Below are 21,153 nucleotides of genomic sequence, written 5' to 3'. Positions count from 1 at the left end.
TTCAGGAATAAAACAGGAGAACACCATGGCCGACGCGCTGCATGCCGAGCTGATTCTGACCAATGCCAATCTCGCCACGATGAGCGACAAGGCTGAGCCTTATGGCATTGTTACAGAGGCCGCCGTGGCTGTTACCGGGGGCAACATCCTGTGGGCAGGTAAAGCCAGCGACATGCCTGAACTTGCCGCCGGTGCCACAATCCACGATTGCCAGGGCCAGTGGCTGTTACCGGGTTTTATTGACTGCCATACACACCTGGTATTTGCCGGCAACCGCGCCGATGAATTTGAACAGCGCCTGCAGGGGGTCAGCTACGCCGATATTGCCCGCGCCGGAGGCGGCATTCGCCGCACCGTCACTGCCACCAGAGAAGCCAGTGAAGCAGAGTTGCTTGAACTTACCCTTAAGCGCGCCCGCACTTTGCTTAAGCAGGGCGTAAGCTGCATCGAAATTAAATCCGGTTACGGTCTGGATACCGCCACCGAACTGAAAATGCTGCGGGTGGCTCGTGCCACAGAACAACATCTGCCAATAACAGTACGCACCACTTTTCTCGGTGCCCATGCACTGCCAGAGGAATATCAGGATGATGCCGAAGGTTATATTGAACTGGTGTGTAATGAGATGCTGCCAAAAGTGGCAGAGCAGAAACTGGCCGATGCAGTGGATGTGTTTTGTGAGAATATCGGCTTTAGCCGCGCACAAACCGAAAAGGTATTCAGTAAGGCCCGCGAACTGGGCCTGCCGGTAAAACTGCATGCCGAACAGCTTTCCAATTTAGGTGGCAGTGAGCTTGCAGCAGGCTTTAAGGCGCTGTCGGTGGATCATATCGAATACCTGGATGAGGCCGGGGTTAAAGCTATTGCCCAAAGCGGTACGGTCGCCACCCTATTACCCGGCGCCTTTTATTATTTAAAAGAAACCCGAAAACCGCCCATTGATTTGTTGCGCCAATATCAGGTACCCATGGCTATTGCCACAGATTTTAACCCCGGTTCATCGCCAATCTGCAACCTGCCGCTGATGCTGAATATGGCCTGCACCCTGTTTACGCTGACCCCCGAAGAAGCGTTGCGCGGGATCACCCTCAACGCTGCCAAAGCGCTGGGCCTGAATGACCGAATCGGCAGCCTGGAGCCGGGCAAAGCCGCCAATATTCTGCAACTGGATATTAGCCACCCCAACCAGCTCGCCTATGAAATTGGTATCAACCCCATCACCGCCATCTGGCATCGGGGCAGAAGGGTTGATCTGTAAGCGGTTTTCTCGCAGAAACGCAAAGAAATAGAAGAACTCAAGATCTCTGCGTCTCTGTGCGATAAATGATAATCCCGTCGGCCTGATGAATATCAGCCAAGTAGCCCGGATGCAGCGAAGCGGAATCCGGGGAGCTTGTTCCCGCAATCCGCTTCGCTCCTTGCAGGCTACGATTAACTCGACATACCGTCATGCCCGGATGTTGTACTCCTGCGCGTTACCGCTATACACTGGTTTTTTGATTCGCCTGCCTGTGCCAGCAATGTGCGGCCGATCCCTTGGCGGGTTTACCCAGTGGAGATGCTGCTATGCGTATTGTTATCTGTGGAGTATTACTTGGCCTGCTTTTTGGCTGCTCAGAGCCACCGGTTTCCAGAGAGACGCCTCAAACCCCGGCCTTAGCGGAGGTAAACACCTATCGCTACACGGTATTGCTCAACGGTAATAAAGTGGGCCACCTGCAGGCCACCCACCAGCTTTTTGCAAGTGATCCGGGCCATACCGTTACGGTAGATTATGATTACAAAAGTAACGGTCGCGGCCCGGCGTATCAGGAAGAAATATCCCTTAATAACGAAGGCATTCCCCAAAACTGGCAAATCAGCGGCAATACCACCTTCGGTAATCCCATCGAAGAACAGATGCAAATCTACAACAGCAAAGCCACCTGGCAGGATGCAACGGGCCCCGGTGAGGCAACCCTGGATAGACCGGCACTGTATGTGCCACAAAACAGCAGCCCCTATAAAGCCTTTATACTGGCACAGGCATTAATGCAAAAAGATGAGCAGACCATGCCAGCTCTGCCAGCCGGCACGCTGACACTGAATAAAATTGAAACGCTGAAGGTTGAGGGCCCGGAAGGTGAAATAGCCGTGAGCACCTATGCTCTGGCCGGTGCCGATCTGGACCCGGATTACCTGATGCTGGACGACAATAAGCAGTTTTTTGCCTATATTCACCCCCGGTTTATTGTTATCCGTGACGGCTTTGAAGCCAATGAAGCCAGACTGCGTCAGCTTTCAGCAAATTACTCTACAGAGCGTTTCGAAGCCCTACAGGCACAGTTCGCCCATGATTACCAAGGTGCGGTGCGGATCCGTAATGTGCGGGTGTTTCAGCCGCAGGACCTGAGCCTGACTGAGCCGGTGTCGGTGGTGGTACAGGGCGAACGCATTCACGCCATTGACCCGCTGAGTGTTGCTACTTTGGCACACGAAACCGAAATTGATGGCGCCGGCGGCACTCTGGTGCCCGGCCTGTACGATATGCACAGCCACACCAGCGATGATGACGGCCTGATGAACGTTCTGGCGGGCGTTACTTCGGTAAGAGATATGGGTAACTCACTGGAAGTTCTGGGTGAGCTGACAAACAAAATTGAAGCCGGTGTTCTGGCCGGACCCAGAGTCACCCGCTACGGCATGATCGAAGGTAAAAGCCCGTCGAATAACAATAACGGCATACTGGTAGAAACCCAGCAAGAGGCCCTGAATGCGGTCAGAACCTACGCTGAGCACGGCTTTCCCGGTGTGAAGATCTATAACAGCATGAAGGGTGAATGGGTACCGGCCATTGCCGAACTGGCAAAGAGCCTGGAGATGCGGGTAAGCGGCCATGTGCCGGCATTTTCCAATGCCAATCAAATGATTAAGGCGGGCTACAACGAACTCACCCATATTAATCAGGTGATGCTTGGCTGGGTGCTGGAGCCTGACGAAGATACCCGCACCCTGCTACGACTTACCGCCCTGGACAGACTGCCTGCACTGGATCTTAACAGTGAGCCGGTGCAAACAACGCTGGATCTGATGGTAGAAAATAATGTCGCCATTGACCCCACCCTGGCGATCCATGAATACCTGTTGCTGTCACGCAATGGTGAGACCCGGGCCGGAGTAAAAGACTACATCGAGCATATGCCGCCGGGGGTGCAGCGCAGCGCCAAAGTATCGCTGGCAAAAATTGAAGGCCCGGAGCAGGATGCCGCCTATCGCGGAGCTTATGAACAGATCCTCACCACCCTGAAAATGATGAAAGAGCGCGGTATTCTGATTATTCCCGGTACCGACCTTGGCGGTGCGTTTAACCTGCACCGCGAGCTGGAGTTGTATCAGCAACTGGGCTTCACCCCGGCGGAAATACTTAAACTCGGCAGTTATGATATGGCACAGTATCTGGGCCATAGCGACCGGGGCAGCATAGAGCCAGGCAAACTCGCCGACTTCTTTGTGGTACCAGGTAATCCGGTTGACGACATAAAAGCCATTAAGACCATCAGCCTGGTCTCCCGCGGTGGCGTATTCTATTACCCCAGCGAGGTTTACCCACAGCTTGGCATTAAGCCCTTTACCGAAAAGCCACAAGTCAACGCCGCCAGCGCCCATTGACGATTGGCTCCCTTACGGGAATGACGACTAAACACTCGTGTTTACCGGTCATGCCCGAATGCCGTTATCGGGCATCCAGTGCCTTTATACCTGCGGCGCTCAAGGGCACTGGACTCCCGCCTGCGCGGGAGTGACAAAAAAGAGCAGTCACTTACAAATGCGAAAACGGGCTGACCACCCCGTGGCCTCCACGCTGCAGAATATGGGTATAAATTTGCGTGGTACGCAGATCTGCGTGGCCGAGCTGATCCTGCACTGTGCGGATATCCGCCCCCGACTGCAATAAATGGGTCGCAAAAGAGTGCCGCAGGGTGTGCGGTGTAACATGTTTTTTAATACCCGCCTGGCGGGCCGCCCTGACAACCGCCTTTCGGACTGAGGTTTCATCAATATGATGGCGACGCACTGTGGCGGTTTCGGGATCTACCGACACCTGGCGACTGGGGAACAGATACTGCCAGCCCAGTTGGTTTTTAGACTGGGGATACTTAACCCTTAACCGGTGCGGCATCCATACCCCGGCATAATGAGGGTTAGCCAAATCCGCATGCAGATACTGCTCCACCAGCATGATCTGGCGGCGTAAATCCGCAATTAATTCACTGGCCAACGTCACTACCCGGTGCTTGCCGCCCTTGCCGTTCCAGACCCGCACCGACTTATAATCGAAATCAATATCCTGCACCCGCAGGCGCACCGACTCCATCAGTCGCAGACCACTGGCATATAACAACGACACCGGTAATTTCTGTTGCGCCGGGATATGCGCCAGCAATTGGCGCATTTCCGGTTGTGTTATTACCACGGGCAATTTTTGCTGACGCTGACTTTTCACAAAATTCAGCTTCAGGCTCAGCGGTTGCTTCACCACCTCCTTATACAGAAACACCAGCGCATTGAGCGCAGCGGCCTGCGTACCTGCTGCCACATCCAGCTCATTGACCAGATGATTCAGATACAGCTCCACCTCTGTATCGCCCATCTGCACGGGGTGACGCATCTGATGAAAATGAATAAAACTGCTGATCCATTTGATATAGGTTTCGATAGTCCGCTTGGCATAACGGCGGGCGTACATCTGCTCGGCAACGGACTTAAGAAAAAGAGACTTTGCCATATCAGCACTTCCATAATACTGTATATTAATACAGTTATAGACTAACTTCCTGATAACAGCAAAAAAGAGGAACTTTTCCGCTTTTCATCAGCAGAAAATTGCCCACAACGCCAGAGAGCCGACATGGCGGGTGGTGCAGATGGACTAAACATGCTACAAAAACAAAAAAGAGGAAGTCTTCCGTGTTTAAACAAGGAACTCTTCCCGCTATTAAACTGTTAGGCCCACAAGGAGATAGCGATGTTTGGGTGGTTGAAGAAAAACAATACGGGTCCAGACTACTCTGGCGTCGATTCAAGAGAGAAAGCTGAGGCGCTAGTCCAGAAGGGAGAGCTTCAAAAGCTACTGCTTCTACCTTCCGAATTCGGTGGCGAAGATGTCCCACCGAACGTCGTGTATGTGCCAGCTTTCGCAGTTGAACTTAAAGCGAGTACCGATCAAAACGTCATTTTACCTCTTGCCCAGGAGGGTAAGGTAACTCGTTACAACGCAGCTCCAGAGTATGAGGGAAAAAGCTTTATCCCTGCGGCAATCAACATCGAGGCTAGCGACCCCGGCTCCTTTACGTACAGAGTAGCAATTTGGGGCAAGGCGCTGAGCGAGTCCAATGCAACGGCCTAACCAAACGGTCAACCGGACGCCAAAAGCGTGGCGCTTTTGGTTCCCTCCGCTGGCGCTCCGGCGCCGGTTACCTCAGCGTTATGCGCAAAAGGAGGAGGCGTGCATCATTTAGCAGCCCAATGGATTGTGGGGTTACTGAGAGATAGGAATATTCCCTTTCTGATCTGTGGGGGACTCGCTGCTAAGGGATATGGCTCTGAGCGCGACCTGAATGACATCGATCTTTTCGTCCCCGGTGAGCACTTTTCGTCTGTAGTTCAGGCTGGTCAAGAATTTGTATCCAAAGCTGCCGCTCACCGACAGGAGGAAGGCTGGGACCTAACCTACGTCCAATTCAAATGTGAAGGCATCAAAGTGGAGGTAGGTAGCGCTGACGGTCCGCGAATCTTTGATGCAGGCGGCGAGACGTGGGTACCGCTCAATATAGACTTCTCTCGCTATAAAATAGTCAATATGCTGGGCTTGGAGCTTCCCCTTATGATGAAAGAGGATCTGGTTCGGTATAAATCTGCGCTCTCACGGTCGGTGGATATCGAGGATATCCGTGCCATCCGAGAGAGCGCATAACCAAGCCATGCACCGGATGCCAAAACCTCTGCTTCGCGCCGGTTTTGCCACCGGTGATGGCGGGCGTTAAGCCTACAAAGGAATATGCACATTGAGTAAGTATGTTGGTTGTATTATCAATGAACTTGAAAAGTCAGAAGTCATCGATGACGATTTTGACATGTTCGTGCTTTCCGTAAAAATTGATGATTCCGGTGAAATATATGGAACGGAATCTATAGAGCCAATCGCTAAAATTGGTGTTGATATAGAACATGAAGAGTGCCTTTTTCAGATATTGCCTGGCAAAGAGGCATTAAAGGTTTCTGAAGCATATTCAGAAATAGAAACGATAGACTCTGGGTTTTCATTGGTATCTGCTTTTTCGAAAACATTCAATGACTCATCAGTACGAATAGATAATCCGGTAATAGGGTTTGGAGAGAATATTGATGATAAGCGTTTCTTTATCGTCTGCATGGCTTAACAAACAGCTCAAACGGACAAAATATGCTGTCACCTTTTTTGCAAAAACACGCAAAAAAACTGCCATCAAATTTTGCCCCTTAGCTGGGCGTTAACCCTAATTGAGCACTGAGCAATATCATGGAAGCAGAGATACTTGATAGGCCACCATTATCAGGAGATTTTGAAGAACACAATTTTTCAAAGTCTGGAAACACTCTGTGGGTAAAGTTCTTTGACGAAGAATATATCGAGTGGGTGGGCGTATTTAGTCAAAGTGGTTGGAGTTCCTATAATACCGTCCTTCGTGTTCCCAATGAGAAGCTATTTTTGGTTGTTGCAGGTGGTCAGGGATATTTTGTTGATCCAAATAAAAGAGAAATAGTTTCAACAACTGAATGGGACGGTATCGACAATATTATCTACAACAAGGCAACTGGGTTTCTAGTTGCAACAGATGGTCTTTGTTTGGCCTTATTCGATGGGCCTCATTTAGAATGGTCAGGTAAAAGAGTATCTGCTGACGGCATTAGCTTTACCGACCAGTCCGGTCCGGTAATAAAAGGGGTTCTAAATGACCTTACTGATGAAGGTTGTGAGTTTACATTTAATGCAAGTACCCGTGAGTTTAATGCGGCATGGGTGTTTGCCGAAAACTGGGGTTAACAAGTCAAAGCACGCGGACTTGGTAAAGCTGTCACCTTTTTTTGCGTACGCAAAAAAGCCGCCAACTTCACCAAGCCGGTGTTTGAGGCGTTACATGGCCATTCGCCGCAAATAGGATGCATGAAAGAAATCGAAAGAATAATCAGAGTGGATCATGCAGGAGAGCGAGGTGCTATAGGTATTTACAGTGCTCAGCTGATCGTGGCCCGCGTTTTATATAAAGACTTGGTTCCTGTTCTAGAGGCTATGCTTCTTCACGAGCGAGAGCACTACGCCACATTTAACCGACTCCTTAATAGTCGTAGAATTCGGCATTGCTATGGTCTAGGGTTGTGGGCATTTGGTGGGGCTGTTCTGGGCACCTTGACCGCGCTTTTGGGGCGCAATGCCATCTGGGTTTGCACTAATTCCATAGAGACTACTGTTCTGCATCACCTTGAATGGCAATTGGTTTTCCTTAATAAACATGATGCCGAAGCGTATGCCGCTGTACTAAGCATCAAATCAGATGAAGAAGAACATCGAGAGATGGGGCGCAGTAATGGGAAGGAATCATTTTTGTATAAGCCAATATTTTGGCTCGTCCAGCGCTCAACGGAGTTTGCTATATGGTTGTCCACCAAGCTTTAAATCATGTAACAAAGCAAGGCAGTCTGACGGCTTTTGCGTTCCTTGTTTTGCGATTTAACGCTACGCTATCGCAAAACAATCCACTACAAAGCCGCAGCTGCTTGCGGCGTTAGCTGTAAATCACTATGAAGCGAATATCCATTGGTATCATTATTATTTCGTTATTGAGTATTGCGTACTCATTTAGCATCTCGGCATATACAAATGAAGAAGAGTATATGGAGAAATATATGGCTTTAGATTGGCAAGAACTCGGAAGTCGAAATGCCTCGAACAGGTTCTATGAGCTTCGCGATGAATATCTTTCAAATAAATATAAATTCCAAGATTATGGCTTTACGCTTTTAATATTTGGCTGCGCAACGTTAATCTTGTTCGGTAATGGATTATCTGTAAACGCACCGACTTCAAATGTTAAAGTGGCATTGGTTGGGTTTGGAGCAGCGTTACTCACTGTTAGCGGGTATGTTGGCGACCTTTTCCTTGAGTTTTTCCGTGGATCTTATCCATGGTGGGCGGATTCAATGGGAATACCTCTCATGGGAGTGCCCGTTTTCGCTTTTATATTTATAGGTTGGGCAGCGCTCAACCTTCTGGCCATGAATGGAAAATTTAAAGCTGGCGCACCTATATCTATCCGCCAAATAAAAGGTTCAAATTATTTCTATGTGTTCCTATTTGTCGTTACCGCGTTAATTGTCGCGCTATGTGCAGCGGAAGCATACTTTTGGATGGTCCTTCCAGGTTTAGTATGGTTATACTTTTACGCATCACTATGGGCAGGTAGGTACGCAGCTAACAAATCAATGCAGCCGACCGCTAACGCGTCGGCTGATTGAGGCGTTATGTGAGTCGAGCATGGAAGTAACGAATCCGACCGTAGAAGAGATAAGGCTTTGGGCCTATTCAGAAGATGAATGGCCTCATGACGAATGGGATCTTTTTCTTTCGTGGACTAGAGAAGTGGATCTGTTCATTGAATTAGCAACAGACCATAAATGCCCAAAACAAAGTTTCTTTCTACATATGCTTTATTACATCGTTGGTGTTACCTATAGCGAGCCAAACAAAACCGATAAAATAGCACGCATTCGCTCCTACGCTGAAAAAGGTTTAGGTGTAAATCATGGCGCTATCAAAGCTTGGCAAGTCAACATAAACGCGCTATTAAACAATAGGGTTAAGTACAAGTACGACAACTGGCGGGGTGGTGTTTTTGCCGAGTATCAATTCACATAACAAACGTAGTCAGTGCGACATTTATTCCGGCGTTTTTGTATGCCGGGCGCTACGCTGGCATACAAAACCCACCTACATAAATGCGCCTGCTACGGGCGTTATAAATCATTAGGAAAGTTATGAGTGCAAAGGACGTTTCAGCTATCTGTTTTAAGCTATTAGCTATTTATGTATTGATCACTGTCATTATTTCTATTCCCGCAGCTTGGGGGTTATTTTTCAGTGTATCTGATGTTATGCCAGGAACGGAGCCAGGGCTAATGTTCCCAGTATTAATGTCCCTGATAACGCTGGTTATAGGTCTCACAATTACTTTTATACTGTGGAAGGTAAGCACTTCACTTTCAAACAACGTTAAGTCAAATGCAGAGGAAGGTTACTCTGGTTTTAATATTCAACATGGATATAAACTTTTAGGCATTTATTTTTTAGTAACTGGTTTGTCGTATTTACCAACTTCAGCTATTCAAATTTGGCGATTAAGTTTAGCTTTGCAAGCGGGAATTGCAGACTACATTCAGGTTACAGCTGAGCCTCTCGTTTTAATTTTTTCGGGTGTGTTTCTGCTCAGCTCTTTAACCGGCAAAAAATTATGGGCAACCTTAAAGTACTCAGGTACATAATGATTTATAACAAGTTGCTTAATTTCGTTCCGGCCACAAACAGCGTGGCCTCCACTGGACTGCCTACGCTGCGCTGCGGCAGCCAATTAGCAATGCGTTAGAAGCCATATGAAACTTTTTATCATAACCTTAGTTAGCATATTCATCTCTCTGAGTTCTGATGCCAGTGAACGGTTGCATTTTACATTTGGCGAGATGTTGGTTGCAGATGCTCATCTAGACGCTGAAGCCACATTAAAAAAGCGCTCGCCATATCTCATTAGACTCAGTTACATGGTTGGTTCTAAGCTTCCTGGTATAAAGGACAAATTCAAGAGTTGTGCTGAGAGTTTAGATATAAAGAAAATCGTTGTTTCTGATGGTGTAAATTTGGATGAGCACGGTTCGATGTACCCGCATATGAGACATAATAAGCTATTGGAGTTGTATGCTGAGCAATTTAATATAAAGATAATCAGTCACTTGTCGCGCCATCCTCTAACGGTTTTAAATGGTGGCGAGAAGAATAGTCCGTGCGGCTTCTAACAAGCGCCTGTTTTCGGACATTACCTCGCTGGCCTTCGGCCAGATCGCTCGCAAATGCCGTAAAGGCGAAACGTTATATGTCAGGGACATCATGAAGGAAAGTTACCCTTATTGGTGCGAGGATAGGCTACGGTACAAATACAAGTGCTTAACTTGCGGAGCCTATGTCAAAGGAGGCACCAGAAAGTGCTACAGATGTGATAGCTGGTTTTCTCCGTCAGATGTTGACGAGATGATTCGATATTACAAAGCGAACAGAAGAAAGAACTGGCCTCATATCATTTATTTTGTACTGTTCACCGCCGGGATGCTGGCCTTCTGCATTGGATTATGGTTTTGACATATAACAAGGCCACTCAAATCGGACAAAAACTCGCTGTCACTTTTTTTGCAAACGGCGCAACAAAAGCGCCATCAATTTTTTGCCGCTGGTGGCGGCGTTGGTATGACTCCCAGTGTCAAGTTTAAACGAACTCCTCCCTGGCATTCTCTCGGCCCGTAGTTTGTTCTGTTTCTCTCAATTAAATTGAGCTATCACACCGGATGAGGCAGTAATGTCGTCGGTTGTCATGCTGGTATCCGTAGGTTACTTATTCGATGAATAAGCAGAGCTGACCTTACTTTTTCCGCCGTGGCACCTTCTCATCACTCTATGTTCGTGGGTCAATAAGCGCTTGTCTTATTGCCATCCTAACGCCGTCGTAGGTTGCGCCACTTCCGCGGCCTCTTCACAGTGCAATAGCTCAAAACAGGGTGTGTCATGCCGGTACCCGACTGAGTCTCAGTTTAGGATTGACCGGGGTCAGGACCACTTGTTTGGCAATTGCCCAGATATAGGCGGCCATCTCCCGTGCAATTGCTGTCACTATCAGGTTGTAATGTTTGCCTTTCTTGCTCATGCGCTGATAGCGACGACATAGCCGTAACTGGGCTTTCCAGGCGATATCCACAATGGCTTTGGGTAACCCCTCCTGACGAAGCTGCATATCTGTGCCGATGTTGGCCGGATAACGGTAGCTGTGAGCGCCCTCAATCAGTAATCGCCTGGCTCTGCTATTACCGCATTTGGTGATAGCACCCAGATGGCGCTTACCACCCGATGAGTGTTCGCTGAGCACCAGTCCCAGATACGCCATCAGTTGTCTGGGGTGGGCAAAGCGGGTCAGATCACCCAGCTCTGCCACCACGCCTACCGCGACCAGTAATCTTACTCCTCGCATCGCCTGAATGGCCTTCACTACCGGATAGTAGCGCCAGCGGTGAACATGGTGAGTCAATTCATTATCAAGACGCTCCAGACGGGCAATGCGTTCATTAATGGTCTGGATGTATTCCTGCAAGGCAATCTGCTGGGCGGGGTGAGGTAACACCAGCTCGGTCAGCCAGCGAAGATGCTTGAGTGACCAATTGGCCGTGCCTGCATAGTGAATATTGTTGCGCAGTAACAGGGCTTTAAGCTGGTACTTGGCGTCCTTTAAATCCTTCATGGCACACTCCCGTGCTCTGGATAAATCCCGTATGGCTTCATCTTCCGGCTCGGGAACATAAATCGGGGTAAGATCCTGTGACTTGAGCAGCTTCACCAGCTTCAACGCGTCCCGGCGGTCCGTCTTGACCCGCTCTCCGGGCTTTTTGGGGATAAGTGATGGCGCCACCACATAACAGCAATGACCCAAGCTGGTGATATGACGGTAAATCCAGTAGCCACAAGGACCGGCCTCATAGACCACATGCAAAGTGGCATTTGGGTACCTGGACTGCAATTGTTTAAGCAGTTTGGTGAGGCTGGCTTTACTCGAGGGGATCTGCCCGTAATGCATCGGCTCCACGCCAAAACCATCCTCACAATACGCAACTTCGTGGAAGTCTTTGTGCGTATCTAAACCAATAAAAGTCATGCTATGTTTGTTCATGCTAGCCTCCAAATGATTTAGTCTTGAACAAACTAATGATGGCTCTGGTATTTTGCTAACCCACGATGATGCGGAGGCTAGCACCTTCACTGGGAGTCATAATGTCTATCTATCTAAAGGATAAGTCAGTGAGACTAATAATATTTCTTTTCCTGTCCTGTCTGTTGGCGGCGTGTCAATCAACTTCAGAGACAGTTATTGAACCTCCAAAGGAAGCACCAATCGTCGGTGCTGAGGCGTACCCTGAACCCGTTATACGGATAGCCCCTGCATACCCACAACTCGCTCTTGGTAGTGGGAAAGAAGGTTGGGTCTTGCTGACCTACAACGTCGATGCCACAGGAGCGCCAGTTGATATTGAAGTTCAAGACTCAAGCCCTAAAGGTATGTTTGAAGAGTCTGCTACCAGTGCGCTTAGAAAGTGGAGATATCTCCCCCCAAAGAAAAATGGCGAGTATCAGCCTCAGCAGGATCTGAAAACAGTTATTGAGTACAGATTAAAGTGATAGATAACAAGTTAAATCATCGGAAAACCACCCTCTGGCCAAAAAACGGCCAAGGCGCGTGTGTCCTCCGCTGTTTAAAGCGTTATAAGTCACATAGGTTTTTTTTAGATGAGTGATTTTTCAGAGGATGAATCAATAAGAACCACTTCAAAATCAAGCGACTTAGATGATTACGATATTCTATCGATTATAAATATGTCTGCAGCAGTCCCCAGTAATTCAGATCTTGAATTTAGGAAATTCATCTGGGCCGCAATGGCAACTTACGCTTTCGGTAACAAGTCAATCGACAATGTAATGAAGCGCTATGATTATGCGTGGCAAGAGTGGAAAAAAGGAGCATACGAAAGAGATCCCCTGATTCTCAGTTTGAGAGGAATGTTTAAAATAATAAACAAGGTATCTTCAGATTTAGAAAAAACTGAAGTAGAAAACTCACTCAGCAGTATTTGTGCTAAAGCTGCTCTTTGCAGGCTAGAAGCAAGTTTCAAAGCTGCTTATGGTCTTGTACGAAAAGAATACATTTTCGAAACTGACGCAGTCGCAAAAGTAATATTGGAACAACTTGCTTGGGCTTACTCAGCCAAAGGGCTAAATGAAGAAGATCTACTTAAATTAAAACCCAACAAATGCATTACTAAATTTAAAGAGTTTTTCCCTGAGTCCGGAACATTTTATGGACGGATTAATAAATGGGCTCACCTAGACCCTTTCATCGTCAAGCAGTATGAAAAATTCCATAACGAGCAGGTTAGCGTTGTTCGCCGTAGCCATCAAAACAGCAGAGAAAGTGGAGGCACAATTATTATGCTTTCGTTAGTGTACTTAAATTTGGTTCAAGTTTTATTTAGCATCTATAAAAAAGATGATTTCCAAAAGTTATTCGATAAGCTTTCAAGTTTTCGAAATAGTTACGAGGAAGACCTAAAAAGTGACTTATAACAAGCACTTTAAAACGCGGCAGGGGCGCGCTGGGACAGTAACACAGCGGCGTGCTCGATATTCTCGCCGCTGTGTTACTGCCCTTTAAGTGAAAGTTAGGTTCCTATGGAATTTCTCACGATTTTTATTGTTGGATTTTTAATGCTGGGTTGTTCTGACGAGTATAATCCTCTCAAAAATAACTCAGAAAAAATAGCAGAAGGCTTTTTGTCTGAACATCATAGTAACTTGGAGCATTTGATTAAGTTGGCTGAGAAAGGAAACTTTGAGCTTGTCCAGTGGATAGATGAAAATGGTGGTAAAAACCTGCCGGTAAATGTCGTTTCTATGAAAGGGACTAAAAAGAAGGTAGAAATTTCTGATGGTCGACTTGATGAATTTATTTCATTCGCTAAAAGCAAAGGAATCAAATCAATTTGGCTTCAGTACTTTGATGATGTTTGGTTTATCATGAAGGCATTTTCGTATGAAGGCAGCGGAAATAGTCGAGAAGGCTACTATTCTTTTGGTAATCCATCAAAAACAAGAATTTGTCATTTCGGCGAAGAAAATATGGGGTTCGCTATGCTTAACGAAAGTGAAAAAATTGGTTTATAATCAAATGTAACTTCCCCAACACCGGAACCTAACAAAAACATCATTTCGGGAATTTTACTCGCTGGTAAAGCGCTCCTAAAACCCCCATATGTTAAGCGTTATGTTTCTCAAGGATGTTTATGAAGAAGCTTGTACTTTTTTATTTTATTGTATTCATCGCTGCAACAATCAGCGCCATTTTTGTTAGTGACAAGGTTCTTGTTAAAGCTATTGAGCTCTACCTAGATGATTATTCCAAGGGAACTGCAATGCAAAGGATGAGTTACTCAATCATTATTGAAACTTCTATAGAAAATATCGAGGCGGCAAAAGCAGGTGATGTGACAACGATCATCAACGAAAACTGTGAATTCATAGATATGTCTATAGGTTTGATTACCCAAAATAGCTACGAAGCTCCATACCCATTTAAGATCCAGCTCCAAGAAACAATTGAAAAAGGAACTCAGTTAATTGAACAATTAAAGAGTGAGGGGTATTGTGGCCAATAGTTGGTCAAAACATAACAAGGCCACTCAAACCGGACAAAAACTCGCTGTCAATTTTTTGCAAACGGCGCAACAAAAGCGCCATCAACTTTTTGCCGCTGGTGGCGGCGTTTAGGGTTACAAGGAAGATAGTGTTTAATTTTAGATATCTCTGCTTAATCTCATTCATGCTATTTGTAAGCGCATGTTCACAGGCGCTCGTGTATTCGTCTTGCTCAAGCTCAGTCAAGGAAGGTCATGTCTGGATTTCCATAACTAAAAATAATGATGTGATGCTTGGCTCAGAGCGATATTCTGACGATCTACTGCAAGATATTGTCTCAAACCTAAGTAAGAGCTGCGAAACTGTAACAGTAAACATTGCTTCAGACGCTGGGGCATCACAGAAATCTGTATATGAAACGATCAAACGTATTAAGGTGTTGGGGTATAAAGTTGCAAGCCAGTAACCATACAAGTTAATCATCGGAAAACCACTCGCTGGCTGCGCCAAACCGCTCGCGTTTTCCGCGGTTTAAAGCGTTATGCGGTTTGGAGAGCGATGCGAAAGCCCATATATTCATGGATCTATGGATGGTGTCGTAAAACTGTCGTATAGTATTCGCATTAGTAACATAATGAATTCGTAAAGGAATCCAGACAGTCCTCGTATTCTGTTACCTCCACTATAGCTAATAGGCATGGATACTCGATGAAGGTTAATGTTGGTCTAGTTCTAAAGATGAGAAAAGACCGGGCTTGGTCTCAGGATGAATTGGCAATTGCTTCTGGCTTGAATCTGAGAACGATTCAGCGGATCGAAAAAGAAGCAACCGCATCTCTGCAATCTATAAAGGCTCTTGCATCAACCTTTGATATGAATATTCGTGACCTCGAATATGAGGATGCAGAAATGATTAATGAACTACTAGATAAAGACGTTTTGATTGTGATGGGGCTTGGAGCGGGAAAATTTAATGAATTGAGTGACGATATAAAAGGGAAAGTAGTTGAAATCGATTCACCATGGATAAAGGTTTTGCAGAAAAATAAACCACTCTATTTAAATATCAATCACATTAAGAGAATAGTCCCTCAATAACAGAGTTATGAAGTTTCTGTTGGTAACCGCATAACAAAGCATTTATGTCACCAGCAAGCATTATGCTTAATTTATACTATCGAGGGATAATATGATTTTAAAAGCGATAACTGTCGGCCTGGGTTTCCTGATTGCTCTGCCAACATTCGCCCAAAACGACGACAAAGTGATTTATCAGCAAGACGGGCTTTGGGCACTCTCGTCACCCTGGTCATCAAACCAGCGCTGGTGTGAAGATCACAATCTTCCCGGTCGTGCCATCCCGGTCAGTATTTTTTATTCCGCTTCTCACGAACAACGAATGGCAGAGCTTGGGAAGCCTCTTCATCAGTGGGTACATGATGCCATTCTTCCCGCAATTCAGAGCGTTTGTGGTGCCGAAGCCGAGATCGATTTCATCACGCTGGCCATGTACCGCAAGCCGGGCAGTATGGCCCCGAGTGAACTTGTCTCCGCCCTCAAAAGCAACAAGCCCCCACCCTGGGACAGCATCACGGTAAAAGTCAGTGAAGCAGGGGCTGAAGTAACCGATCACCGCCCCCTTGATGCGCAATATCACCTTAATCCTAAACAATTGGCCGCCCTGGACCCGCGGAGCACCGCCGAAGTGGAAGAACAGTTTATTCGCAGCGAGATCAATGACTACGTGTTGCATCAGAGCGAAGGCCTAAAGTTTATTTCATGGTTTAGTCAGCCTGGACCCAAATGGTGTCAGCATTCCTACGTCAGCGTCATCGCGGAATATGATAACGAGGCGGTCAAAAAGGCGATTCTCAACTCACATCCCGCCGTTTATCTGCAAGAAAAAATCATCCCCTCCATCCGTCAAATCTGCCCCCAATTTCCCCATTACCCTCAAGTTATAGAGGGTGCCAAACAGCTTTTGGTGTTGAAGTTCAGGCCAAAGGTCGGGCGTATCGCCGATGAGCGGATCAATCCTGATAAGCTGAACTTCCAGGTATTCGACAATGGCGGCGTCAAACTCCTGCGTGATAAGACTTACGAGCGTTGGTTGGGCATTAAGCAAAATGCCTCAGTCCGGGATGCAGTAACGCAAATGGTCAAGTTGGATAACGACTGGCTATTGTCGAATGGTATTCAATCTGCACAAACGAAGGCCGAGATTGCCGCTCGTCTCATAGAAATCAACGAATCACTGTTTGAGTTGAAGGGGTTCAAGTCGCTGAAAAGACATTTTGAAAAGATTAAACAGCTAAGACGAGATGCGCTGAATGACTTCGATACAGCTCGAAATGAGTTCCAGAAAGCGGAGGAAGCCGCAAAACAAGCCAAACAACAGAACAGCCGATTGACCTATGCTACCATCGATAAAGTCGATCAACTCATTGCTGTCTACCAGCAGCATACCAAAAGCGGAGACCAGGTCTTTGATGCTGCACAAGGTAAACTTAACAGAGCAGAGAGCCTGATCATCAAAGAGTGACGACAACCCGAACTGACAATAGATGATTAAGATCGAACGCACAGAATATGCCTTCGCGAGCCTGGATGCTTCCCCAGATGAATGGGAAGCTATAAAGGCCATCGTGGGCTACTGTGCCAGTCACTTTAACCACACAGAATTGCGCTATTCCCTACCTTTCCCCGAAGAGCAGCAACACGGCAAGATCGAGTCATTATGTGAGGCTATGAATACGGTCTGGGGTAACCCACCGATCGAAGACATGTACCGAGACGACGTATTTCTGATCGCCAACTGTATAACCCACACCGAAGGGAAAGACCTCCCTAAGGTGAATCCCAAGCTGCAGGAGGCCCTCGCCCAGCAGCTCCATGATATCGACGTGTACCATCTTTTTGACGATGGCCATGTCACGCCTGCGCAGTGGGATTTATGGAATTGCGAGCGCCGCATACATGCCACCAAGTCATGGATAATTGCCCTGCACGCCAAACAAACCGACAAAGCCGGCCACCCTTATGCCCAACACCCATTAAGGGTTCTAATGCGGCTACTGGAACTGTTCCCAGGTGTTGACGAAGATACTCGTCATGCAGCACTTTTGCATGACGTGATGGAAGATTGTGGTATTACCGCAGAAGAGTTACGCCAACGGGGCTATTCAGAACAAACCATCCAGACCGTTGCCGCCGTCACCAAAAACAAGAATGACGGGCTGACTTACGCACAGCGCATAGATCAACTCGCAGACAAAGGGCCTTTGGCAGCAATCCAGGTCAAACTCTGTGACCTGCTGGATAACAATGACCCCAACCGCCTCAGCGCCTTATCCAAAGAGCAAGCCCGGTCACTCAACAAACGCTATTCCAAAGCTATTCAAGTGCTGAAAGCACGAATTGCTGAGCCATGAAATATAGTCATTAAAATATCTAAACCGGATCCGTTTAATTGTTTAAACAGAAAATTCCGTTTAACCTACTGTCAGGCATGAGGGGGTTATGGATAATTCTGACTACATCGCACTTGGATCGGCTGTAATTGCTTTGGCTGCTTTTGGAGTCGCCATATGGCAAGGACATATAAGCCGACAGCACAATATTTTGTCAGTCAGGCCGCGCTTTCACATTGATAAAAGCTATATCGAAGGCCTTCACTATCGGCTGGAAAGCCAGGGGCTGGGTCCGGGAGTAGTGAGAGAATTTGCCATTCTTGTGAATGAGCAGGAAATTACCGACCCAACAGAAGATCCATGGCCCGACATATTCAAAGCTCTTGGGGTACACGGGATCAATTATGATTTTCATATCCCGGCGGTTGGATCTACCCACGCACCCAATACTTCAAGGCAGCTGCTAAGCGTTACCTTTGCCAATATTTCAACTGACCCCAACGTGATTGAGACGATTGATCAGGCAATAAACTTTAGGATTAAATTCAAATCACTGTATGAGAATGAGATGTTCTCTTACAAAGGGGGCGAGGATGCCTAACCATCGCAGGCTGCCATTATGCCCCGCGTGCCTGGGCCCGTTACTGGAAAGTTGGTAATGCGTAAAATCACTATGCCGCGTACCATCGTCGATATATTTGCAATTATTGGAGCGATTGCTGCGTTAGCCCTTATAGCAGCAGCACTACTATTCACCTTTATGGACACTGGTGGTGATACAAGAATCATTTCATCTCTTCTCTCGCCAAATAATGAAAATATTGCAACAACATACTCTCAGATGGGCGGTGGTGCGGCGGGTTGGTGTTCAATAAAGGTTGCAATAAATCCGGCTTCTTCGCCATTTTCGCCCGAAAATCAAAATGCACAGCCATACAGTGACGTGTATATTGGCGACTGCAATATCAGCCCGGAGCTTAGCTGGCTTTCACCAACAGTGTTACACATCACCCTTCCAGAATTTATCAACACCAGCTGGTCATCTGCTTCAGTTAGGGGTGTTAGTGGCTCAGGTGCAGTTACTGTACAATTCAATTTTACCAGTAACCGGGCGCTCAAGGCTCAGCCTTCCGCTTCCGGGACGCTGCAAAACGACGGCACTTAGCACGGTGTGAATTACCTCATGAAAAATATGAGTAAAACAGAAATTAAGAAAGCAGACCCCAGCCATGCTAAAGAAGTCTTCACACTACTTTTGCAACTTGGTTATGAAAGTACATTGGATAACTTGAAAGACGTCTTAGCTCAAACTGACAGAAGTGATGAAATTTACATTGCCCAAATAAACGACAAGGTTGTCGGGCTAATGAGCGTAATATACTTCGATTACTTTCCATCTCAAGAAAGAATCTGCAGAATTACCGCAATCGTTGTTGATCAGAATGCTCGTGGCACTGGTGTTGGAAGCCAGTTAATTGATTTTGCGAAAAGTTTGAGCAAGCAGCGACTCTGTTCAAAACTAGAAGTGACAACATCCTTAGCCCGTCAAGCCACACAACAATATTATGAAAATATTGGCTTTACTAAGACTTCCTATAGATATGCTCAAGAGATCGGTTTATGTGGGCGTGGGCAAAGAAGGGCCGGTTATGGAGCGTGTGGCAAAAGCGCTGTTTGATAAATTAGAAAAAGCAAAGCCTGCAAGCACATCTGCCTACTTCGGCTTTTTTGAACAGCTGGATCATGGTGACACCCTTCATCTGGCGGCCTATGATGCTTTTGACAAAGTATTCAGGGTTCAGACAAAGTAATAGTCTTATCCACGGCATCAACACAGTGCTTCAGGGACGACTCTGAATCACCAGATACCTTAAGGGGACGACCCCTGGCATGCGAGGAGTCAATATGAACTGGCTGATTCTGTTTTGCGCGGGTTTACTGGAAGTGGTTTGGGCGGTCGGGCTCAAATATACCGACGGTTTTACCAGACCCATTGCCTCTTTTATTACACTGCTGGCCATGATGGGCAGTTTTTATCTGCTCAGCCTGGCCATGCGCGCCCTGCCGCTGGGAACGGCTTATGCTGTTTGGGTGGGTATTGGCACTGTGGGTGCAGCCCTTGCCGGCATCCTGTTGTTTCAGGAGTCGGTCAGCCTGATCAAAATGCTCAGCTTACTGTTGGTGATACTGGGTATTATCGGGCTGCGGTTTTCAGCAACAACATAGCGCCAGGGCTGATACCGGCGTTATTCAAACGCGGATACGTTTTCGGGCACAAACGCCGGGCAGGGCCACTACCCCTTAGATATTGGGAATCTGTGGCTCTTTCACATCGCGTATCGTGTGTATACCGTTTGTTGATCAAAAAGGTGGTTTCATGCAAGGAAGTTGTAACTGTAATAGCGTTCACTTTAGCGCTTCGGCAGACATCAGAGCTATCGTAAACTGCCACTGTAATTTGTGTCGTAAAATGAACGGAGGCGCGTTTTCAACCTACGTTGTGGTTGCGGATGAGGGTTTTGTTTTAACCAAAGGCTGTTTGAAAACGGTGCAGGTCTCAGAGAACGCCACTAAAAGTTTTTGTGAAAGCTGCGGTACACCGATATTCAACCAAAACCCTAAGTTAGCAGGCCTGAAGATTTTGTATTTTGGTTCAATCGACACCCCGTCAAACCTTGAGCCAGCAATAAATATCTATTGCGAGTCACAGCTTAGCTGGGTTACTCAGGTGGCATCTTTGCCCAACTTTGCGCAAGGTGTGGAGTAGGCGGTATGTGTACCTCAGCGGCAGGAAAAAATACGGAGATTTTATGAGTCATTACTTGGGTTCGTGCCTGTGTGGCACGGTGAAATTTGAAGTACAGGGGGACTTTGAGCACTTTTACCTGTGTCATTGTCAGCATTGCCAGAAAGATACCGGGTCTGCTCATGCGGCAAACCTTTTCTCACAGTCGGCTAAATTGATCTGGCATGCTGGTGCTGAGGCGGTAACGTCCTTCACCCTTGCCGGTACCCGTCATAACAAAAGCTTTTGTAAGTTGTGTGGTTCGGCCTTGCCAGACACTCAGGCAGCAGGATTGCTGGTTGTTCCCGCAGGATGTCTGGACACCAACCTTGCAATGGCCCCCACTGCGCACATTTTCTCATCCAGTAAAGCCGCCTGGGATAGAGAGCTGAATCAGGTTCCGGAATTCGGGGGTTTGCCGGAATGAGCGCTGTTGCCACCAGCCGGTT

At 47.1% G+C, this 21,153-nt stretch carries 28 protein-coding genes; 25 read left to right on the top strand and 3 right to left on the bottom strand.

Annotated elements, in window-relative coordinates:
* The first annotated feature begins 25 nt into the window (after positions 1 to 25).
* Positions 26 to 1,258, top strand: coding sequence for an imidazolonepropionase (gene hutI / locus AT746_RS00510; RefSeq protein ID WP_062474915.1), 1,233 nt, complete (start codon positions 26 to 28; stop codon positions 1,256 to 1,258).
* A gap of 308 nt (positions 1,259 to 1,566) precedes the next feature.
* On the top strand, positions 1,567 to 3,648 hold the full coding sequence (locus AT746_RS00505) for an amidohydrolase family protein (RefSeq protein WP_082633087.1): 2,082 nt from the start codon (positions 1,567 to 1,569) through the stop codon (positions 3,646 to 3,648).
* Between the two features lie 151 nt (positions 3,649 to 3,799).
* Here the strand turns inward: AT746_RS00505 and AT746_RS00500 are convergent, their stop codons facing one another.
* Positions 3,800 to 4,765 carry an integron integrase gene (locus AT746_RS00500; RefSeq protein WP_062474912.1) on the bottom strand — a complete coding sequence of 322 codons (966 nt, stop codon included), beginning with the start codon at positions 4,763 to 4,765 and terminating at the stop codon, positions 3,800 to 3,802.
* A gap of 240 nt (positions 4,766 to 5,005) precedes the next feature.
* Here AT746_RS00500 and AT746_RS00495 point away from each other — a divergent pair, with 240 nt between their 5' ends.
* From AT746_RS00495 to AT746_RS00455, 9 genes are all read left to right on the top strand, one after another.
* Positions 5,006 to 5,386, top strand: a complete 381-nt coding sequence (locus tag AT746_RS00495) for a hypothetical protein (RefSeq protein ID WP_062474910.1) — start codon at positions 5,006 to 5,008, stop codon at positions 5,384 to 5,386.
* Positions 5,387 to 5,485: 99 nt separating this feature from the next.
* Positions 5,486 to 5,953, top strand: a complete 468-nt coding sequence (locus tag AT746_RS00490) for a nucleotidyltransferase (RefSeq protein ID WP_062474907.1) — start codon at positions 5,486 to 5,488, stop codon at positions 5,951 to 5,953.
* A 91-nt stretch (positions 5,954 to 6,044) separates the two neighbouring features.
* Positions 6,045 to 6,419, top strand: coding sequence for a hypothetical protein (locus AT746_RS00485; protein ID WP_062474904.1), 375 nt, complete (start codon positions 6,045 to 6,047; stop codon positions 6,417 to 6,419).
* 119 nt (positions 6,420 to 6,538) lie between these two features.
* Complete coding sequence (locus tag AT746_RS00480; protein ID WP_062474901.1) at positions 6,539 to 7,063, top strand: hypothetical protein; 525 nt, start codon at positions 6,539 to 6,541, stop codon at positions 7,061 to 7,063.
* Between the two features lie 120 nt (positions 7,064 to 7,183).
* Positions 7,184 to 7,693: a demethoxyubiquinone hydroxylase family protein gene (locus AT746_RS00475; RefSeq protein WP_062474899.1), complete on the top strand. Its 510-nt coding sequence runs from the start codon at positions 7,184 to 7,186 to the stop codon at positions 7,691 to 7,693.
* Positions 7,694 to 7,818: 125 nt separating this feature from the next.
* On the top strand, positions 7,819 to 8,532 hold the full coding sequence (locus AT746_RS00470; protein ID WP_197414305.1) for a hypothetical protein: 714 nt from the start codon (positions 7,819 to 7,821) through the stop codon (positions 8,530 to 8,532).
* 19 nt (positions 8,533 to 8,551) lie between these two features.
* On the top strand, positions 8,552 to 8,932 hold the full coding sequence (locus tag AT746_RS00465) for a hypothetical protein (RefSeq protein WP_062474896.1): 381 nt from the start codon (positions 8,552 to 8,554) through the stop codon (positions 8,930 to 8,932).
* A gap of 119 nt (positions 8,933 to 9,051) precedes the next feature.
* Entirely contained in the window at positions 9,052 to 9,555 is a 504-nt protein-coding gene (locus AT746_RS00460; RefSeq protein WP_062474894.1) for a hypothetical protein, read from the top strand.
* Between the two features lie 108 nt (positions 9,556 to 9,663).
* The gene (locus AT746_RS00455) at positions 9,664 to 10,080 is read left to right on the top strand and encodes a hypothetical protein (RefSeq protein WP_062474892.1); all 417 of its coding nucleotides are present in this window, start codon (positions 9,664 to 9,666) and stop codon (positions 10,078 to 10,080) included.
* A gap of 758 nt (positions 10,081 to 10,838) precedes the next feature.
* Here the strand turns inward: AT746_RS00455 and AT746_RS00450 are convergent.
* Positions 10,839 to 11,993 carry an IS110 family transposase gene (locus tag AT746_RS00450; protein ID WP_062474890.1) on the bottom strand — a complete coding sequence of 385 codons (1,155 nt, stop codon included), beginning with the start codon at positions 11,991 to 11,993 and terminating at the stop codon, positions 10,839 to 10,841.
* Positions 11,994 to 12,094: 101 nt separating this feature from the next.
* Here AT746_RS00450 and AT746_RS00445 point away from each other — a divergent pair, with 101 nt between their 5' ends.
* The 4 genes from AT746_RS00445 (at position 12,095) to AT746_RS00430 (ending at position 14,529) form a co-directional block, all read left to right on the top strand.
* A complete protein-coding gene (locus tag AT746_RS00445) occupies positions 12,095 to 12,499 on the top strand; it encodes an energy transducer TonB (RefSeq protein ID WP_062474887.1) in 405 nt (134 codons plus the stop codon).
* Between the two features lie 108 nt (positions 12,500 to 12,607).
* The gene (locus AT746_RS00440; protein WP_062474885.1) at positions 12,608 to 13,441 is read left to right on the top strand and encodes a hypothetical protein; all 834 of its coding nucleotides are present in this window, start codon (positions 12,608 to 12,610) and stop codon (positions 13,439 to 13,441) included.
* Between the two features lie 105 nt (positions 13,442 to 13,546).
* Positions 13,547 to 14,038, top strand: coding sequence for a hypothetical protein (locus AT746_RS00435; RefSeq protein WP_156413592.1), 492 nt, complete (start codon positions 13,547 to 13,549; stop codon positions 14,036 to 14,038).
* A gap of 119 nt (positions 14,039 to 14,157) precedes the next feature.
* Positions 14,158 to 14,529 carry a hypothetical protein gene (locus AT746_RS00430; RefSeq protein ID WP_062474879.1) on the top strand — a complete coding sequence of 124 codons (372 nt, stop codon included), beginning with the start codon at positions 14,158 to 14,160 and terminating at the stop codon, positions 14,527 to 14,529.
* Between the two features lie 4 nt (positions 14,530 to 14,533).
* On the opposite strand, the gene AT746_RS00425 is transcribed toward AT746_RS00430, so the two are convergent.
* Complete coding sequence (locus AT746_RS00425) at positions 14,534 to 14,755, bottom strand: hypothetical protein (RefSeq protein ID WP_062474878.1); 222 nt, start codon at positions 14,753 to 14,755, stop codon at positions 14,534 to 14,536.
* Positions 14,756 to 15,217: 462 nt separating this feature from the next.
* Here AT746_RS00425 and AT746_RS00420 point away from each other — a divergent pair, with 462 nt between their 5' ends.
* From AT746_RS00420 to AT746_RS00380, 10 genes are all read left to right on the top strand, one after another.
* Positions 15,218 to 15,607, top strand: coding sequence for a helix-turn-helix domain-containing protein (locus tag AT746_RS00420; protein ID WP_062474877.1), 390 nt, complete (start codon positions 15,218 to 15,220; stop codon positions 15,605 to 15,607).
* 91 nt (positions 15,608 to 15,698) lie between these two features.
* The gene (locus tag AT746_RS00415) at positions 15,699 to 17,051 is read left to right on the top strand and encodes a hypothetical protein (RefSeq protein ID WP_062474875.1); all 1,353 of its coding nucleotides are present in this window, start codon (positions 15,699 to 15,701) and stop codon (positions 17,049 to 17,051) included.
* A gap of 22 nt (positions 17,052 to 17,073) precedes the next feature.
* Positions 17,074 to 17,940 (top strand): HD domain-containing protein, encoded by an 867-nt coding sequence (locus tag AT746_RS00410; protein ID WP_062474872.1) that lies wholly within the window; start codon positions 17,074 to 17,076, stop codon positions 17,938 to 17,940.
* An 88-nt stretch (positions 17,941 to 18,028) separates the two neighbouring features.
* Positions 18,029 to 18,520, top strand: a complete 492-nt coding sequence (locus tag AT746_RS00405; protein ID WP_062474869.1) for a hypothetical protein — start codon at positions 18,029 to 18,031, stop codon at positions 18,518 to 18,520.
* 57 nt (positions 18,521 to 18,577) lie between these two features.
* On the top strand, positions 18,578 to 19,084 hold the full coding sequence (locus tag AT746_RS00400; RefSeq protein ID WP_156413591.1) for a hypothetical protein: 507 nt from the start codon (positions 18,578 to 18,580) through the stop codon (positions 19,082 to 19,084).
* Positions 19,085 to 19,102: 18 nt separating this feature from the next.
* Positions 19,103 to 19,597 (top strand): GNAT family N-acetyltransferase, encoded by a 495-nt coding sequence (locus AT746_RS00395; RefSeq protein WP_420480299.1) that lies wholly within the window; start codon positions 19,103 to 19,105, stop codon positions 19,595 to 19,597.
* Positions 19,569 to 19,730: a hypothetical protein gene (locus tag AT746_RS19745; protein ID WP_156413590.1), complete on the top strand. Its 162-nt coding sequence runs from the start codon at positions 19,569 to 19,571 to the stop codon at positions 19,728 to 19,730. The genes AT746_RS00395 and AT746_RS19745 overlap by 29 nt, the downstream gene beginning before the upstream one ends.
* Before the next feature lie 94 nt (positions 19,731 to 19,824).
* Positions 19,825 to 20,145 (top strand): quaternary ammonium compound efflux SMR transporter SugE, encoded by a 321-nt coding sequence (gene sugE, locus AT746_RS00390; RefSeq protein ID WP_062474863.1) that lies wholly within the window; start codon positions 19,825 to 19,827, stop codon positions 20,143 to 20,145.
* A gap of 151 nt (positions 20,146 to 20,296) precedes the next feature.
* Positions 20,297 to 20,686, top strand: coding sequence for a GFA family protein (locus AT746_RS00385; RefSeq protein WP_062474860.1), 390 nt, complete (start codon positions 20,297 to 20,299; stop codon positions 20,684 to 20,686).
* 43 nt (positions 20,687 to 20,729) lie between these two features.
* Positions 20,730 to 21,131 (top strand): GFA family protein, encoded by a 402-nt coding sequence (locus tag AT746_RS00380; RefSeq protein WP_062474857.1) that lies wholly within the window; start codon positions 20,730 to 20,732, stop codon positions 21,129 to 21,131.
* Positions 21,132 to 21,153: the final 22 nt, after the last annotated feature.

This window comes from Lacimicrobium alkaliphilum, from assembly GCF_001466725.1.
Classification (GTDB): Bacteria; Pseudomonadota; Gammaproteobacteria; order Enterobacterales; family Alteromonadaceae; genus Lacimicrobium; species Lacimicrobium alkaliphilum_B.
Note: the sequence above shows the minus strand (reverse complement) of the source record. Positions and strands in the feature narration are given on the sequence as shown.

Coding starts and splice junctions, on each gene's coding strand:
- hutI (WP_062474915.1), top strand. CDS start 26: ATGGCCGACGCGCTGCATGCCGAGCTGATTCTGACCAATGCCAATCTC.
- AT746_RS00505 (WP_082633087.1), top strand. CDS start 1,567: ATGCGTATTGTTATCTGTGGAGTATTACTTGGCCTGCTTTTTGGCTGC.
- AT746_RS00500 (WP_062474912.1), bottom strand. CDS start 4,765: ATGGCAAAGTCTCTTTTTCTTAAGTCCGTTGCCGAGCAGATGTACGCC.
- AT746_RS00495 (WP_062474910.1), top strand. CDS start 5,006: ATGTTTGGGTGGTTGAAGAAAAACAATACGGGTCCAGACTACTCTGGC.
- AT746_RS00480 (WP_062474901.1), top strand. CDS start 6,539: ATGGAAGCAGAGATACTTGATAGGCCACCATTATCAGGAGATTTTGAA.
- AT746_RS00475 (WP_062474899.1), top strand. CDS start 7,184: ATGAAAGAAATCGAAAGAATAATCAGAGTGGATCATGCAGGAGAGCGA.
- AT746_RS00470 (WP_197414305.1), top strand. CDS start 7,819: ATGAAGCGAATATCCATTGGTATCATTATTATTTCGTTATTGAGTATT.
- AT746_RS00465 (WP_062474896.1), top strand. CDS start 8,552: ATGGAAGTAACGAATCCGACCGTAGAAGAGATAAGGCTTTGGGCCTAT.
- AT746_RS00460 (WP_062474894.1), top strand. CDS start 9,052: ATGAGTGCAAAGGACGTTTCAGCTATCTGTTTTAAGCTATTAGCTATT.
- AT746_RS00455 (WP_062474892.1), top strand. CDS start 9,664: ATGAAACTTTTTATCATAACCTTAGTTAGCATATTCATCTCTCTGAGT.
- AT746_RS00450 (WP_062474890.1), bottom strand. CDS start 11,993: ATGAACAAACATAGCATGACTTTTATTGGTTTAGATACGCACAAAGAC.
- AT746_RS00445 (WP_062474887.1), top strand. CDS start 12,095: ATGTCTATCTATCTAAAGGATAAGTCAGTGAGACTAATAATATTTCTT.
- AT746_RS00440 (WP_062474885.1), top strand. CDS start 12,608: ATGAGTGATTTTTCAGAGGATGAATCAATAAGAACCACTTCAAAATCA.
- AT746_RS00435 (WP_156413592.1), top strand. CDS start 13,547: ATGGAATTTCTCACGATTTTTATTGTTGGATTTTTAATGCTGGGTTGT.
- AT746_RS00430 (WP_062474879.1), top strand. CDS start 14,158: ATGAAGAAGCTTGTACTTTTTTATTTTATTGTATTCATCGCTGCAACA.
- AT746_RS00420 (WP_062474877.1), top strand. CDS start 15,218: ATGAAGGTTAATGTTGGTCTAGTTCTAAAGATGAGAAAAGACCGGGCT.
- AT746_RS00415 (WP_062474875.1), top strand. CDS start 15,699: ATGATTTTAAAAGCGATAACTGTCGGCCTGGGTTTCCTGATTGCTCTG.
- AT746_RS00410 (WP_062474872.1), top strand. CDS start 17,074: ATGATTAAGATCGAACGCACAGAATATGCCTTCGCGAGCCTGGATGCT.
- AT746_RS00405 (WP_062474869.1), top strand. CDS start 18,029: ATGGATAATTCTGACTACATCGCACTTGGATCGGCTGTAATTGCTTTG.
- AT746_RS00400 (WP_156413591.1), top strand. CDS start 18,578: ATGCGTAAAATCACTATGCCGCGTACCATCGTCGATATATTTGCAATT.
- AT746_RS00395 (WP_420480299.1), top strand. CDS start 19,103: ATGAAAAATATGAGTAAAACAGAAATTAAGAAAGCAGACCCCAGCCAT.
- AT746_RS19745 (WP_156413590.1), top strand. CDS start 19,569: ATGGAGCGTGTGGCAAAAGCGCTGTTTGATAAATTAGAAAAAGCAAAG.
- sugE (WP_062474863.1), top strand. CDS start 19,825: ATGAACTGGCTGATTCTGTTTTGCGCGGGTTTACTGGAAGTGGTTTGG.
- AT746_RS00385 (WP_062474860.1), top strand. CDS start 20,297: ATGCAAGGAAGTTGTAACTGTAATAGCGTTCACTTTAGCGCTTCGGCA.
- AT746_RS00380 (WP_062474857.1), top strand. CDS start 20,730: ATGAGTCATTACTTGGGTTCGTGCCTGTGTGGCACGGTGAAATTTGAA.